A 15,359-nucleotide genomic window follows, 5' to 3' on the forward strand; every position below is an offset into this window, starting at 1 on the left:
TTGCGGTTACGGCATTTGGACTTCCTTCGTCGGCGAAGCAGCAGTAGCTGGCTCCCATCGACAGTGCCGCTTCGGTGGCCTAAAATTTTGGGTCACCATTAAGAATCCCCAACACCCTAGGCACAACCTAGTTTGCCCGGTGTCGATAGGCGTACGAATGCAATCGAGACGAGTCGTCATTACTGGTATGGGTCAGATCAGCCCCCTAGGGATGGATCTGGACACCTTCGCTGCAGCTTTGGAAGCGGGCACCTCCGGGATCCGCAAGATCGAGAGCTTGCCAGCCGATGCGCTACCTTCGCCCTATGCCGGCGAAGCACTCGACTTCACGGGTAACATCGCCGACTTTGGTGAGGTCGACAAAAACCAGACGCGATCGATCCGTAAAAACCTGAAGGTCATGTGCCGCGAGATCCAGATGGGTGTCGCCGCCGCACAACGTTCTTTGCAGAATAGCGGCTTGGCAGCGGGCTCCTACGATCCAGAACGATCGGGTGTCATCTTTGGTTCCGACTACATGATGACCATCCCGGAAGAGTTCGACAAAGCAACCGCTGCCTGCGTCAACGACTCGAATGAATTCGAGTTCGAGCAGTGGGCCGAGAAAGGCCTGCCGGAAGTCACGCCGCTGTGGCTGCTCAAATACCTACCCAACATGCCGGCCAGCCATGTCGCTATTTTCAACGACATGCGTGGCCCGAATAACTCGATCACGCTGCGGGAAGCCTCGGCTGGAGCGGCCCTGGGCGAAGCGATGATGACCATCGCTCGCGGACATGCCGACTTGATTATCGCCGGTTCCACCGGAACCCGCGTGCACGAAACCCGTACTTGCCATTCGTACCTGCAAGATCCGATTGCTAAAGGGACCGACGAATCGGCCGGCAAATGCCTCCCGTTTGATCTGAATCGCAAGGGAATGATCATCGGTGAAGGGGCTGGGGCTCTTGTCCTTGAGTCGCTGGAACACGCCGAGGCACGCGGAGCCAAGATTCTGGGTGAAGTTATCGGCCAATCGATTTGCACCGGCTGGAATGCCGATCGAACGCCTGACCGTGCCACCGCGATCCACAACGCCATGTCGGTCGCTTGCAGCGATGCGGGCATCAAGCCTGGGGATATTCAGCACATCAACGCCCACGGCCTGGGTAGCCAACAATCAGACTGGGATGAAGCCGCAGGGCTCACGCGGTTCCTGGGCGACAAAGCCCAAGAGGTCCCTGTTGTTGCCATGAAAAGCTACTTTGGTAACCTCGGGGCCGGTTGTGGCGTCATAGAAGTGATTGGTAGTCTGCTCTCCCAGCAGAAAAAGTCCCTACCCGGCACCCTGGGATACTCGACCCCAGACCCCAAATGCCAACTCAAGCTATCGGCAGAGCCCCAAGAGATCACCTCGAATGGGGTATTCGTGAGTCTGAATTTCAGCCCTCAAGGGCAGGCTTCAGCAATCGCGATTCGCGGAGTTTGATCGATTACAGCGGATTGGCGGAAACGCCTGTCTGGCGCTGTAGTTGGTTGACACTCGCGGGGGTAACCGATATCTTAACGGGATTGTGACTGCCACTAAGTTCAGCATGTAGGACGGCTTTCATTTTGAGAGCCGTTTTCCGTTTGGTAAGCGAGCGAAAAACATAGCGGCAGCAAGCAACCATGGCGAAAGTCGTTCTAAATCAAGTTAGTAAACGATTTTCCGACACGGTCGCTGCTGTTAGCGAGCTGGATTTAGAGGTCGCCGACCAAGAATTCCTGGTGCTGGTGGGTCCCAGTGGTTGTGGAAAGACGACCACGTTGCGGATGATCGCTGGCCTCGAGGATGTTTCCAGCGGCGATATCACAATCGGGGACCGAAACGTCACCCACGTCTCGCCGAAAGATCGGGACATCGCGATGGTTTTTCAAAACTATGCGTTGTATCCCCACATGACGGTGCGGCGGAACATGTCGTTCGGTCTTCAGCTTCGTTACGGGGGGAACTTTGTTTCTCGACTGTGGCGACGCTTGAAAGATGCCCAGAGCGCGGTAGAGCGTGAAGAGCAGTACAAGCAGATTCCTACCAAGGTCGACCAAGTGGCCGGCACATTGGGAATCGGCAAGCTGCTGGATCGCTACCCGCGAGAGCTTTCGGGCGGGGAGCGTCAACGGGTAGCCCTAGGACGCGCAATTGTGCGACAACCGGCTGCCTTTTTGTTTGATGAGCCTTTGTCGAATCTCGATGCGAAACTTCGCGTGGAGATGCGGCGAGAATTAAAAGAACTTCACCGTCGCCTCGGTGCGACGATGATATATGTCACCCATGATCAGGTCGAAGCGATGACGCTCGGAGATCGGATCGCGGTGATGGACCAAGGAGTTCTCCAGCAAGTCGGTTCGCCGAGTCAGGTTTATCATAAACCTGCTAATCGGTTCGTTGCCAGCTTTTTGGGAACTCCTGGCATGAACTTGCTCGAGGGAGAGCTGGTCGAAGAGAATGGCCAATTCCACTTCCACGCTTCCGGCGTGAAATTGGAAGTCGGGCCGAACCAGCGTCCTGAGATCAAGCCAAGCAGTTCGAGGAGAATAGTCCTCGGAGTTCGCCCGGAAGATATCCTTTTAATCGAGGAGTCTTCTGCCGACTGCCCCCAGGCAGGTCACGGACAGGTCGAACTGGTCGAATCGCTGGGAGACACGGGCTACGTCCATATTCGTCTTCCTGGTGATGAAACTGGCAGTGATGAGATGCCTCGTATCACCGCCAAAGCTAACGGTGCCGTGTTAAACGGCAACCTGGAAGCTCGACCCGTGCCGATGGCTTTTCGAGCCGCGTCGCTGCATTGGTTTGACGTAGCAACAGGTCTTCGTCTTTCGCCCACCGGGCAAGACTGAGATCGACTTACAATTTGGATATCCGCGGTGAATTGCCGCAAGTAAGCCTGCCCAGGCTGCAACCGTATGGCTCACCCGCCAGGTGCATCCCAGGCAGCACCCATCGTTGAAAGTGAAGGACTCATGAATCCGTCTGAAGTCTTGCGAATCGTTGACGCGATTCACCGGGACAAAAAGATCGACAAGGAAATCGTCTTCCAGGCGATCGAATCGGCATTGGTATCGGCTTCGCGCAAGTACCACTCCGAAGACGCCGAGGTCGTGATCAATATCGATCGGAAAGATGGATCCATCAGCGGACACATCGATGGAGTTCCGATGGACCCGGAAGAAACCGTGGGTCGTATCGGTGCGCAAACCGCCAAGCAAGTCATCATTCAGAAGATCCGCGAAGCCGAACGCGACGCGCTGCACGAAGAATACGACGAACTGATTGGCCAAATGGTCAACGGTGTCGTCCACCGCAGTGAAGGGGGCGCGACGATCGTCACCCTGGATAACGTCGAGTCGATTTTGCCGCGTAGCGAACAAATTCCTGGCGAATCGTTCCATGCAAATGACCGCGTGCGTGCGGTCGTATTCGAAGTGCGCAAGCAGGGCAGCCGCGTCAAAGTGGTTCTCAGCCGCACTAATAAGAAGTTCGTGGAACGCCTGTTCGAACAGGAAATCCCGGAAATCACCGAAAACGTGATCGAAATCCGCAACATCAGTCGTGAGCCCGGCTACCGCAGTAAGGTCGCCGTCGATAGCTCCGACCAGCGCGTCGACTGTGTCGGTGCCTGCGTGGGTGTTCGTGGTAACCGCATCAAGAACATCGTGGATGAACTTGCCGGCGAACGTATCGATATCGTTCGTTGGAGCGAAAATCCGCAAGAACTGATCACCAATGCCCTTCAGCCTGCCGAGGTCGAAGAAGTAATCCTGTGCCAGATGATGGGTCGTGCCATCGTTTTGGTTCGCGAGGATCAGCTTTCTCTGGCCATCGGTCGCCGAGGGCAAAACGTCCGCCTGGCCAGCAAGCTGTGCGGGTGGGACATCGAGATCATGCTCCGCGAAGAACTCGAAGAGCAGATCGAACGCGCCGTGACTGGCTTCAGCTCTATCGAAGGCATCACCGATGAAGTGGCCGAGCAACTCGTGGGGGAAGGGTTCCTTTCCTACGACGACCTCTCGGTCATTGAAACCGACGCCATGATGGAAATGGGCGAGTTCACCGAAGAACAAGTGGAACAGATTCGCGATGTCGCCGAACTCAAGGCAGAAGAGGCCGAAAAGGCCATGGAAGCCGAGCGTCGTCGTATTCGCGATGAGAAGCTTAAAGATGGCTCCGCGCAATGATTGAGCGGAGCCCCCAAATCGTATCCCCTCGGCAGCGAGGCCTTTCCCGATGAGTTCCAACTAACGAAACGAATCGGGCAAATGGCTGCACTCGTGTGCGGGCTGCCGGATTCGCCAAGTTGCGATTGTAACGATTAGCAAGTTGGCTCGTGGTTGGCAAAATAATTGGCGGGACGTAGGATGATGGGTCCCGGTAACAGGTGTCTCGTGAGGTAATCAACCTCCGCGTCGCCCCAAGTAAACTCAGCAGGAAGGCCAAAGTGCCCATACGAATTTACGCGTTAGCTAAAGAACTGCAGGTAGATAGCAAGCAACTCGTCGACATCTGCAATCGTGCAGGCGTTACCGGGAAAGGGTCTGCACTTGCCAGCCTGGACGATGACGAACTGGTCAAAGTCAAGGCATTTCTAAACAAAGACTCCGGCAGCGACGGAGGTAGCCGCGGCTCGCAAAGCCGTGGAACAGCCGACGAACCGATGCGTCCTGAACGCCCGGTACAGCCGTCGAAACCATCGCGAATCCGCACCATCGGTGGCCCTCTGGGCAACAAGATGCGTCCTAAGGAGGACGAATCGCAAGCGTCCTACGAAGAGGAAGTAGCGGACGAAAGCGGAGCCGTCGCGTACGAAGAGCCGGCGGAAACAACCACCGCGCCGAGCGAAACTCAAACACCCGAGTCCGAAGGCGCTCCCGCCCAGGAAGAAGTCGTTGCTGAAAAGCCGGCTGCGGATGCGGGCACTGGCCAGGCCGAAGATCGAGAAGAGGCCAAGCCTCAAGATGACTCGGATCAAGGTGCTCCTGTCCGTAGTATTCGCCGCGGCGACTACATCGCGATTGGCTCGCAGCGTAAGGTTCGCACCCTTGGCGGCGGTGGCGGTAGTGGTCCGAAGAAGGAAGACGAACGCGACAAGCCGAAGCCGAAGCCGAAGAAGGTTACGCCGGTTGTTAAGATCGCCAAGATGCCCAGCGCACCGGCACCTAAGCAGCCCACCGAAACCAAAGAGCCGGCCGCGCAAAAGCCGATCATGCAGCTGCCCAAGGAAGCCATCAAAGGCGCCAAGAAGGGACAGAAAGCACCGCTCGAAGAATTCACCAAGCTGCACGAAAAGAAGCGCAAGTCGAAGGATCGCAAGTCCTCGGCCGACTTCGACGAAGCAACAGAAGTTCGCGAAGATGGTGACGCACCAGCCAAGGGACGTGGTGGCAAAAAGGGCAAGTCGACCGGTATGGCTGGCATGGCCGGCAGCCGCGACGCTCGTACTCAAGGCCGTAAGCGTTCCAAGTCGATCTCGACTGAAATGGGAGATGGGGACGACACACGCGGTCGCCGTCATCGACCGCGTCGAGAAAAATCAGGCCCTAAGGTCTCGACCGCCGCACCGCGTAAAACCGATGTCGCGTTGGAACTGCCGTGCACGCTGCGTGAGTTCTCGGAAGTGACCGGGCTGCCAGCCCAGGTTGTTCAGCGTACGCTCATGTCGTTTGGCCAGATGGTTACCATCAACGCCACGCTTGATGCCGAAACCGCCGAACTGATCGCCGCCGAACATGGCGTGGATCTCAAGATCAAAGAACCGGAGTCGATCGAAGACACCCTCATCTCGCAGATCGAGGATCAGGTCGACGACGAGAACGACTTGGTCGAACGTCCTCCCGTGGTTACGTTCCTGGGTCACGTCGACCACGGTAAAACGTCGCTCTTGGACAAGATCATCGGCCTGGACGTCGTCAGCGGCGAAGCTGGCGGTATCACCCAGCACATTCGAGCCTACATCGTCGACAAGGGAGACAAGAAGATCTCCTTCGTCGATACGCCGGGTCACGAAGCGTTTACCGAAATGCGTGCTCGTGGTGCCAACGTCACCGACATTGCCGTGCTGATTGTGGCCGCCGACGACGGTGTGATGCCGCAAACGGAAGAAGCCATCAGCCACGCCAAGGCGGCCGAAGTGCCGATCATCGTGGCACTCAACAAGATGGACGTCCCTGGTGCCAACCCCGAAAAGGCACTTCAGCAGTTGTCGCAGCATGGCCTGTTGCCGGCTGAATGGGGTGGTGACGTGGAAGTCGTGAAGACCAGTGCCATCACCGGCGAAGGGGTCGACACGCTGCTGGAAACCATCTTGCTGACCTCCGAAATCCACGAATACAAAGCTAACCCCAGCCGCGACGCCGTCGGTGTCTGTTTGGAAGCCGAACAAGAGTCGGACCGTGGTGTGTTGGCCAAGGTGATCGTGAATAACGGTACGCTGAAAGTGGGCGACGTCGTCGTCTGTGGTAGTACCTTTGGCCGCGTCAAGGCAATGTACGACACGCTCGATCCTCGCAAGCGTCTCGACGAAGCTCCACCTTCGACGCCAGTCAATGTCACCGGTTTCGATGAAGCTCCGGCCGCAGGCGAGAAGTTCTACGTGTTGGATGACATCGCCGATGCTCGTGAGATCGCCGAAATGCGATCCGATCGCAGCCGTGCCGATAAGCTCGGTGGTCATACGGTCAAGGTTTCGTTCGAGGACTTCCAGGAACGTCTGCAGTCCGGCAACCTGGCCGGCGACGAAGCGGGTATTGTCTATCTGAACATCATCTTGCGAGCCGACACACGTGGTTCGATCGAGGCGATTCAGAAAGAACTCGACAAGCTCGATCACCCTGAAGTCAAAGTCCGCGTGATGCAGGCGACCGTGGGTGGTGTGACCGTCGCCGACGTGACGCTGGCTTCCGCTTCGGATGCCGTCATCGTGGCGTTCAATGTCATTCCGGACGAAGCAGCCCGTAGCCTGGCAGATGACCGCGGCGTCGAAATTCGCCGTTACGACATCATCTACAAGGTGACCGAAGACATCAAACTGCTGCTCGAAGGTCAGCTCAAGCCTGAATCCCGCGTGACGGAACTAGGCCGTGCTCTGGTTCAGCGAACGTTCTCGATCAGCCGTATCGGTACCATCGCCGGTTGCCGCGTTTTGGGTGGCATCATCGAACGTGGTTGCCGTATCCGGGTCAACCGCGACGGACGTGGTATCGGCGACTATCCGTTGGATTCGCTCAAGCGAGAAAAGGACGATGCCAAGGAAGTCCGCGAAGGTTACGAGTGCGGTATCAAGCTCTCGGGCTTCAACGACATCAAGGAAGGGGACATTCTCGAAGCTTTCAAGGTCGAGGAATTCGCTCGAACCCTGGACAGCTAAACACCCCTCTTGATGCCCCTAACTATCGGGGAAAGGACCTATGTCGTCTCGTCGAACATTGAAAGCCGCATCTGCGATTCGGGAAGTTGTCAGCATGGCAATCCTGACGCAGCTGCGCGACCCGCGCGTCAAAGACGTGACGGTTACCAAAGTGGAAGTGGCGGGCGACATGCGCAGTGCCAAGGTCCACGTTTCCATCATGGGAGATGAAAAGAAGCAGCAACTCTGCCTCAATGGTCTCCGCCGCTCGGCCGGTTTCCTGCAGTCGTGCATCAAGGACCGTATCGACACCCGCTACATTCCCAAGCTCGAATTCGAGATCGACAAGGGCGTGAAGCAGGCACTGGAAGTCAGCCGCATTCTGAAGGAAGTTCTGCCGCCGTCGGAAGACGAGGATGTCTCGGATGAGGAAATGGCAGACGAAGACTGGGAACCGGAAGACGAAGACTCGCAGGAGTCTTCGTAGCTGTCCCGCGAATCCGTTTGCCTATCATCCCGCCCATTACAACCAAGAGACTTCACACAACGCCATGGCCGCAGCAAACCGAGCAAACGTCTTCACCGCTTGCCACAAGATCGTCAAAAAGCATTACACGACCGCCGGTCCTGACAAGCGGTCGATCCTCGAGCAACTTGTATTTTCCGCCATTCTGGAAAATGCACCCCACAAAGTTGCTGAGGAATGCTACGGCACGCTCCAAAACGAATACTTCGACTGGAACGAAGTTCGTGTCACGAGCGTTCCCGAACTGGCGGAGATGTTTGCCAAGCATCCACTGCCGGAAAATGCCGCCTCGCGTGTGAAGACCCTGCTGCAGAACATTTTCGAGGCCATCTACACCTACGATCTGGAAGGCCTGAAGAAGGGCAACCAGGGCAAGGCCGTTGCCAGTATCGAAAAATATGGCGCCACACCGTTTGTCGTGGGATACGTCACTCAGCACGGGCTCGGTGGTCACTCGATCCCTGTCGATCGGGCTCTTTTGAACCTGATGTTTGTCCTGGGTGCGATCACCGATAAGGAACTCGAGAAGCAAGCCATCCCCGGCATGGAACGAGCCATCCCCAAGACCAAGGGGGTTGAGTTCTCGGACATGGTCCACGAACTGGCCGTTGATTTCCAGAACGCTCCTTTCTCGAAGAAGATTCGCGACCTGCTCCTGGAAATCTCTCCTGATGCCAAGTCGCGTTTCCCCAAACGCGTAAGCGAAGAGCCGGCACCTGCCAAGGAAGAAACAGCGAAGTCCGAAGCAGCTCCGAAGAAGAAGGCAGCGACCAAAAAGACCACCACCAAGAAGGCTGCTCCTACCAAGGCCGCCAAAACGACCACCAAGAAAACCGCCACGAAGAAGACCGCCAAAGCCGAGCCGGCTAAGAAGAAGACAACCAAGTCGACCACAACCAAGTCGACCACAAAGAAGACGACTACCAAGAAGACATCGACTCGAATTACCAAAAAGAAGCCTAAATAGAACGCTCCTCTACCCGGCGGAGTGACGGGTTTCATCTTGGACCATTTTCCCCGTCCAGGATAGAATTCAAGGCACCCTGGTCTCCAGTAGGTTTTACCCTGCTGCGGAATCGATTCATCCACTCCTCGCCCGGTTGAGGGTCCTATGATACTTCGTCCATCTCTATGGATGCTGCTGCTGTTCGCGGCTCTCGTTCTCGGCAGTGTCTGCCCCGCTTCGCTTTCGGCCGCTGAAAGCTCCATGCCGGAAGACACGGCCGCGTCCAGCCAAGGTAAAGACGAACTTCCGTTTTCCCAGCTGCCCGATCCGTTTGTCGAGAAAACGCCTCGTAACGAATCGGCCGAGAATCGCTTGCAGCTGACCACGCTGCTCACCAAAGCGCGTCTGCAAGATCATCGCGGCGACGTGGCCGGCGCTCTGGAGACCTACCAGCGTGCTTACCGATTGAGCCCTGGTTCGGCCACCATTCTGCAAGAGATCGTGCGGCTGGGTTTTCTGCTCCAGCGAAATGAAATCGCTTCGCGTTATGCGATCTTGCTAGCCGAGAACCAAATGACGATGACGGCCGATGCCTTGCAGCGGGTCGCCCAGTACTGCCTGGAAGATGGCCAGACCGAACGAGCCATTCAACTTTATGAACGTGCACTCGCACTATTAAAGAAGGAAGGGGCCCACACCCAGGTTCTGGGCATTCACTTCCGCCTGCTGAGCATCTATCAAACGCACGGCGAACCCAAAATGGCGGCCCGTCATGCCAACGAAGTCGCCAAGATGATCAGCGAGCCTGACAAGTTTGAACTCGACGGCGTCGTCGAGCAGTTCACCAGCGGCGGCCTTCGGTCGACCTTTGAAAAGCTGGGGGATATTTATCTGGAAGCCGATCAGCCTGACAAAGCGACCAAGATGTTCGCCAAGGCCGAAGAGATCGCCCCCAGCCCTGAAGTGCATTTGATTCACTCGGCTAAAGTACTTGCTGCCCGCAAAGACTGGGCCGGTGCCCAAGGCAAACTCGATGAATACCTGGAAGCCGATCATCGCGTGGCCGGTCAAGAGCCATACTCGCTGCTGCTGAAAGTTCGTAAGGAGACGGCCGACAGTCCCAAGGCCGCCCAAACCGAAGTCGTCGATCGCCTGCGTAAGCTGCACGACGCTTCCCCCGACTTCGCACCATTGGCGTACTTCCTGACAAGCCTTTACGCTGAGCAAGACGATTGGGACAACGCCATCGCCATGGCAGCTCCCCTGATCGCTGACGAGACCGATGCGGACGCATTAAACGACCTCTGCCAGGCCTACATCGCGAAGTCCGATTGGTCGGCTCTCGTGTCGTTGTTGGCAACGTCGCTCGATGGAAACTACAACCTCGACACGATCAGTGAGCCACTCGAGAAACTTATCGATGACCCAAAGAAGTGGGACGAACTGGCCACGTACTTGAAGTCGCTCACTCCGACTGAGACTCCCCTGAACGAGCGAATTGGCATTGCACGCCTCTATCAACTGGCCTCCCAAGGCGAAACGGCCTGGACGTGGGCCGAATCCACTTTCCCCGATCTCGACAATCAGGAAGAAGCCCGACTGCTGATGCAGTTTGGTCTGCAAGCGTTCCGCGATGATCAGGAAGCGGTCGCCGAAAAGGCCTTTCGTTCGGCCATCAAGCTTGGACTCCCCAAGTCGCAGACGTCGCTCTTCTATTTCTACCTGGCCACGACGCTTGAGATGCAGGATAAAACGTCGGACGCACTGCGAACCGCCAAGCGGGCAGCGCTGCTGGACGAAGAATCCGCTCTTCTCAGAAGCCGCATTCCATGGACGCTATACCATGCTGGCCGGACGGAAGAAGCGGTGAAAGAGTATCGCACGCTACTGGATAAGTTCGCCGATGACTTCGCCAATCAGCAAACCCGGCAGGTGATTCGCGACGCCAAGCGATTGCTTTCCGCGATTGCCGGCCAAAAGGACGACTTGCCCCAGGCAACCGAATGGCTCGAACAGGTTCTCGATGAGTTCCCCGATGACACCGGCGCCATGAACGACCTGGGTTACCTCTGGATCGACCACGAGAAGAACCTGGGCCGCGGTTTCGCCATGATCCAGAAAGCCGTCGCGAACGAGCCCGAGAATTACGCTTACCTCGACAGTCTCGGTTGGGCCTACTTCCGTCTGGGTCAGTACGAGCAAGCCGTCTCGACGCTTGAGCATGCGGCCAAGCTCGCCGAAGGGCAGGACGGTACCGTCCTCGATCACCTGGGCGATGCCTATCTCGCCTTAGGCAAAAAAGAAAAGGCCCTCGCCAGTTGGAAGCAGGCCAGCGATGTCCTGCAAGGCGAAGACGACGCCGAGATTCTTTCGCAGGTCGAGTCGAAGCTGAAGGCAAACACCTAAGCCGAGAATGCACGGCGGAATCCCTTTTCACCCCGTTGCCAACCGAAGGCACGCAAAGCTCCACGAGAATTTGAGACGATGGCAGGACATTCCCACTGGGCCAACATCAAGCGTAAGAAGGAAGCCGTCGACAACAAACGCGGCAAGATCTGGAACAAGTGCTCGAAGGCCATTACGGTCGCTGCTCAGATGGGTGGCGGTGACCCCGCAGCCAACCCGCGATTGCGTCTGGCGATTTCCGCGGCCAAGAGTGCTCGTATGCCCAACGACACGATCGATCGTGCGATCAAAAAGGGAACCGGCGAAGGCAAAGGGGATGCGTTTGAAGAGATCATCTACGAAGGATACGGCCCCAACGGTGTCGCCGTGATGGTCGACGCATTGACCGACAATCGCAATCGAACGGCACCGGAACTACGTAAGCTGTTCGATACCCACGGCGGCAATCTGGGTGCCAGTGGATGTGTTGCCTGGAACTTTGATCGCAAGGGGGTCTTCCATATCCTGCTCGATAACTCGACCGAAGAACAGCTGATGGAGATCACGCTGGAAGCGGGCGCAGATGACATTCAGAGAGAAGAAGAACACTTCACTGTCACGTGCGAACCGGAAGTTTACTCCGACGTTCAGGAAGCCCTGGAAAAGGCTGGCATCGAAGTCGATGACTCCAGCGTGACGCGGATTCCTAAGGATCAGGTCGATGTCGAAGGGAATGATGCCAAGAAGCTGATGAAGCTGATGTCCGCCCTCGACGACCATGACGACGTCCAAGGTGTCTCTGCGAACTTCAACATTTCTGATGACGTGATGGCCGAAATCGACGGCTAGTTTGTCTTTTCATCCACGCGAACTTGGATCTCGTCGTCGACCACGCGGACCTCGAAGCAGTCGACCTTGATCTTCGGATTATCGAGCCAGGCACCGTCGCACAGTTGAAAGCCCCAGGCATGCCATGGACAGACCACCACGCCGTCTTCCAGTGGCCCTGACGCAAGCGACGCACCCATGTGCGGGCAAAAGTCATCGATCGCCTGGTAACCTTCTTTCGTGTTGAACACGGCGACGGTACGCCCCCCAACATTGAAGGCCTGACCTTGTCCTTCGGGGATATCACCAACTTTTGCGACAGTATGAAAATCAGACATGGAGTCAAACTCGTGATCTGGGCGAAAACCTTCGCCCTGGAAGACGCGTACAGCTAGAATAAAGTCGACACTGCATTCTAAAATTTTCCCTCTTCGCCGGACAGGGCAGGGGAGGGGAGGAGCCTATTCGCTTGACGATCCGCCACGCCGCTATTGCACTGTTCGCTTTAACGTTTGCGCTCTCGACGTTCGACCTCGCAATCTCTGCCGATGTGGAGACACTTCGCACCAATCTACAGCAAGGACGTTACGCCGAAGTCGTCGAACAGATTGGTGACGAGCCGGCCGATGCGCAAACAGTCATTCTGCTGGCACGTAGTCTCGACTCGCAGGGCAAACGAGACGAAGCCCTCGCAGCGATTACCGGTTTCACGAAAGAAACTCAGCCCACGGCCGCAGTGTTAGCCGAAGCCGCACGATTGCAATTCGAACGAGGAGATTGGGAAAAGGCGGAAGAGTCCGTCAAGCGAGCGTTGGCGCTCGACGATTCGCATACGCTTGCCCGTTGGATCCGAGCGGAACTGGCTCGCGTTCAAGGAGAGCTCGAAACAGCCCAAAAAGGGTACGAGTGGTTCGTCGACTATTACAACGAGAACGACAAATTCGACTCGGCCGAAGATCTCTATTACATCGGACTGGCCGCCTCGCAGTATGCCCGTTGGACCCGCAACAGCGGTCAGTTTCAATTCCTGGTCAACGATCTTTACCCAGACGTTTTGCAGCGTGATCCCAACTTCTGGCAGGCGGAACTCGCCATAGCGCAGCTCTTTGCCGAGAAGTACAACATGGCCGAGGCCGCCAAGCATCTGAACAAAGCTCTCGCGATCAATGCCAACAGCGCCGACATCTACGCCCAGAAGGGGGCGATCGAACTGAGCAATTACAACGTCGATGCCGCTTTGCGAACCGCGGAACTTGCGCTAAGCATCAATCCGCAGCACATCGAAGCGAAGCAGGTGCAAGGCAAGGCCAAGCTGACCGACTTCCGCCCTGAGCAGGCCATCGAGATTCTGAACGAGGTCGTACAGCTCAACCCCAATCATCAAACCTCGAAGGGTTACCTCGCCTCGGCAATGCTGGCCGCTGATGGAAGCGGGCTGATTCACGAAGACTCCGGCGAGGCGACACGGCTTGGCGAGCTTCTTGGCCAGGTCGAAGAGATGCATCCCAACCAGGGTGAGTTCTACGCAGCCCTGGGTAGCGGATGCGACATCGTGCGGAAATACCCCGATGCCGTAAAGTACCTGCAACTAGCTCGGGAAAAGATGCCGCAGCTGATCGGTGTCCATGGCGACCTGGGCATGGTTCTGATGCGTATGGGCGAAGAGGAGACCGCCAAGGAAGTACTCGATGAAGCATTCCAAGCCGATCCTTTCAATGTTCGCGTGAAGAACACACTGGAAGTCCTCGACGTGTTGGCAACCTACGAAACGATCGAAACCGATCACTTCATCATCCGCTTCGATCCTTCCAAGGATCGTCTGCTGGCCGTGTATATGTCGCGGTTTTTGGAAGAGAACGTCTATCCCAAGGTATGCGAGGGACTGGGCTACACGCCAAAAGACAAATCCCTGATCGAGATCTTCAACCAGGCCAAGAACACCAGCGGGCACGGATGGTTTAGTGCCCGCATGGTTGGGCTGCCTTACATCGGTACGGTCGGCGCGTGTGCCGGCAAGATGATTGCGATGGCTTCGCCAGATGCCGTGCCGAATCCTTACAACTGGGCACACGTCATTCGCCACGAGTTTGTGCACGTAGTGAACCTGCAACAAACCGATTTCAACATTCCGCATTGGTTTACCGAAGCGTTAGCCGTCAGCTACGAAAGTGAGCAGCGACCGCCGGAATGGAAGACCTTACTTGCCCGTCGGCTGGCGGAAGATCGTATCTTCAATCTCGATACGATCAACTATGGATTCATTCGCCCCAGCGATCAGGACGACTGGACCATGGCCTACTGCCAGGCCTACTACTACTCGCAGTTCATCCGGCAGAAGTTTGGTGACGATGCGCTCGACAAGATGTTGGCCGCCTATCACAACTACCAGACGACCGACGAAATCCTCAAGGATGAATTCCAGATCGAGAAAGCCGACTTCGAGACCGAGTACGTTGAGTTCCTGAAGAAAGAAGTCGAAGGGGTCAAGCTAAGCACTCAGGCCGATCAGTCTTTCGCCGAGCTTTATCAAACGGTCGAAGAGAACCCCAAAGATGCCGATGCCCAAGCCCAGTTGGCGTACATTTATCTCAAACGCAAGGCACTTCCTGATGCCCGCGATCATGCCAAGAAGGCACTTGCCGCCGACAAAGATCAACCGCTGGCTCACTACGTGCAAGGCCGGCTCTATCTGACCATCGGGGACAATGCCGAAGCGATCCAGGAGTTCGAGACCGCAGCCGGCAGCCCTCGCTTTGAACGCAACGCCGTGGCGCTGTTGGCTGGCCTACGGCTCAAGCAGAAACGCTTCGACGACGCCCTACAGCTTTACCAGCGTGGCGCCGAAGAGGAGCCAGGCCAGCTCGATTGGCAGGAATCGATTCTTCGTATCCATCTGCTGAAGAAGGACAACGACGCCTTGCTGGATCTGATTCCAAAAATCGCGGTCCAGAAGCATCACGATGTACTGCTGCGAAAAAAGATGGCCGAGATTCTCATCCAGCAAGAGTCCTGGGAAGAGGCCGCTAAGTGGGCGTATGAAGTGATTGGCATCCAAGTAACCGATGCCGACGCCCACGCGTTACTCGCCCAGGCTTATCGCGGTCAAAAGAAGTGGGATCTGGCGGCACGCGAGTTCGAGGTTGCTGGTCAGTTGCGACCAAAAACGGTATCGTGGTCGGTCGAAGCGGCCGAGCTTTACCAGCAAGCCGGGAATGACGAGAAAGCCCAGAAGGTAGCTGGGCGTGTCCTCGACATCGATCCCGATAATGCGGCCGCGAAAGCCATCCTCGACGACTAATTGAGAGACCTT

General features: G+C 56.6%; 10 protein-coding genes. 9 read left to right on the forward strand and 1 reads right to left on the reverse strand.

All coding sequences use genetic code 11. The features are described 5' to 3' along the window. The first annotated feature begins 157 nt into the window (after positions 1-157). From PSR63_RS02750 to PSR63_RS02785, 8 genes are all read left to right on the forward strand, one after another. Complete coding sequence (locus PSR63_RS02750; RefSeq protein ID WP_274330521.1) at positions 158-1,468, forward strand: beta-ketoacyl-[acyl-carrier-protein] synthase family protein; 1,311 nt, start codon at positions 158-160, stop codon at positions 1,466-1,468. Positions 1,469-1,650: 182 nt separating this feature from the next. Further along, positions 1,651-2,862, forward strand: a complete 1,212-nt coding sequence (locus PSR63_RS02755; protein ID WP_274330522.1) for an ABC transporter ATP-binding protein — start codon at positions 1,651-1,653, stop codon at positions 2,860-2,862. A gap of 123 nt (positions 2,863-2,985) precedes the next feature. After that, the gene (nusA, locus tag PSR63_RS02760) at positions 2,986-4,200 is read left to right on the forward strand and encodes a transcription termination factor NusA (protein ID WP_274330524.1); all 1,215 of its coding nucleotides are present in this window, start codon (positions 2,986-2,988) and stop codon (positions 4,198-4,200) included. A gap of 260 nt (positions 4,201-4,460) precedes the next feature. Further along, positions 4,461-7,385 carry a translation initiation factor IF-2 gene (infB, locus tag PSR63_RS02765; protein ID WP_274330541.1) on the forward strand — a complete coding sequence of 975 codons (2,925 nt, stop codon included), beginning with the start codon at positions 4,461-4,463 and terminating at the stop codon, positions 7,383-7,385. Between the two features lie 40 nt (positions 7,386-7,425). Continuing rightward, positions 7,426-7,851, forward strand: a complete 426-nt coding sequence (gene rbfA, locus PSR63_RS02770) for a 30S ribosome-binding factor RbfA (protein WP_274330543.1) — start codon at positions 7,426-7,428, stop codon at positions 7,849-7,851. Positions 7,852-7,915: 64 nt separating this feature from the next. Next, positions 7,916-8,857 carry a hypothetical protein gene (locus PSR63_RS02775; RefSeq protein ID WP_274330545.1) on the forward strand — a complete coding sequence of 314 codons (942 nt, stop codon included), beginning with the start codon at positions 7,916-7,918 and terminating at the stop codon, positions 8,855-8,857. 144 nt (positions 8,858-9,001) lie between these two features. Next, positions 9,002-11,242 carry a tetratricopeptide repeat protein gene (locus PSR63_RS02780; protein ID WP_274330547.1) on the forward strand — a complete coding sequence of 747 codons (2,241 nt, stop codon included), beginning with the start codon at positions 9,002-9,004 and terminating at the stop codon, positions 11,240-11,242. A gap of 78 nt (positions 11,243-11,320) precedes the next feature. Continuing rightward, on the forward strand, positions 11,321-12,070 hold the full coding sequence (locus PSR63_RS02785; RefSeq protein ID WP_274330548.1) for a YebC/PmpR family DNA-binding transcriptional regulator: 750 nt from the start codon (positions 11,321-11,323) through the stop codon (positions 12,068-12,070). On the opposite strand, the gene PSR63_RS02790 is transcribed toward PSR63_RS02785, so the two are convergent. Then, positions 12,067-12,387: a Rieske (2Fe-2S) protein gene (locus tag PSR63_RS02790; RefSeq protein WP_274330549.1), complete on the reverse strand. Its 321-nt coding sequence runs from the start codon at positions 12,385-12,387 to the stop codon at positions 12,067-12,069. The two genes, PSR63_RS02785 and PSR63_RS02790, sit on opposite strands and share 4 nt — an antisense overlap. A 131-nt stretch (positions 12,388-12,518) precedes the next feature. On the opposite strand from PSR63_RS02790, the gene PSR63_RS02795 reads away from it, so the two are divergent. Continuing rightward, positions 12,519-15,347 carry a tetratricopeptide repeat protein gene (locus PSR63_RS02795; protein ID WP_274330551.1) on the forward strand — a complete coding sequence of 943 codons (2,829 nt, stop codon included), beginning with the start codon at positions 12,519-12,521 and terminating at the stop codon, positions 15,345-15,347. Positions 15,348-15,359 lie beyond the last annotated feature (12 nt).

Origin of the sequence: Bremerella sp. P1, assembly GCF_028748185.1 — a bacterium.
GTDB lineage: Bacteria > Planctomycetota > Planctomycetia > Pirellulales > Pirellulaceae > Bremerella.

Excerpts from the sequence above, each read along its gene's own strand:
- PSR63_RS02775 (WP_274330545.1), top strand. The coding sequence starts at position 7,916 with ATGGCCGCAGCAAACCGAGCAAACGTCTTCACCGCTTGCCACAAGATC.
- PSR63_RS02755 (WP_274330522.1), top strand. The coding sequence starts at position 1,651 with ATGGCGAAAGTCGTTCTAAATCAAGTTAGTAAACGATTTTCCGACACG.
- PSR63_RS02785 (WP_274330548.1), top strand. The coding sequence starts at position 11,321 with ATGGCAGGACATTCCCACTGGGCCAACATCAAGCGTAAGAAGGAAGCC.
- PSR63_RS02790 (WP_274330549.1), bottom strand. The coding sequence starts at position 12,387 with ATGTCTGATTTTCATACTGTCGCAAAAGTTGGTGATATCCCCGAAGGA.
- rbfA (WP_274330543.1), top strand. The coding sequence starts at position 7,426 with ATGTCGTCTCGTCGAACATTGAAAGCCGCATCTGCGATTCGGGAAGTT.
- nusA (WP_274330524.1), top strand. The coding sequence starts at position 2,986 with ATGAATCCGTCTGAAGTCTTGCGAATCGTTGACGCGATTCACCGGGAC.
- PSR63_RS02780 (WP_274330547.1), top strand. The coding sequence starts at position 9,002 with ATGATACTTCGTCCATCTCTATGGATGCTGCTGCTGTTCGCGGCTCTC.
- PSR63_RS02750 (WP_274330521.1), top strand. The coding sequence starts at position 158 with ATGCAATCGAGACGAGTCGTCATTACTGGTATGGGTCAGATCAGCCCC.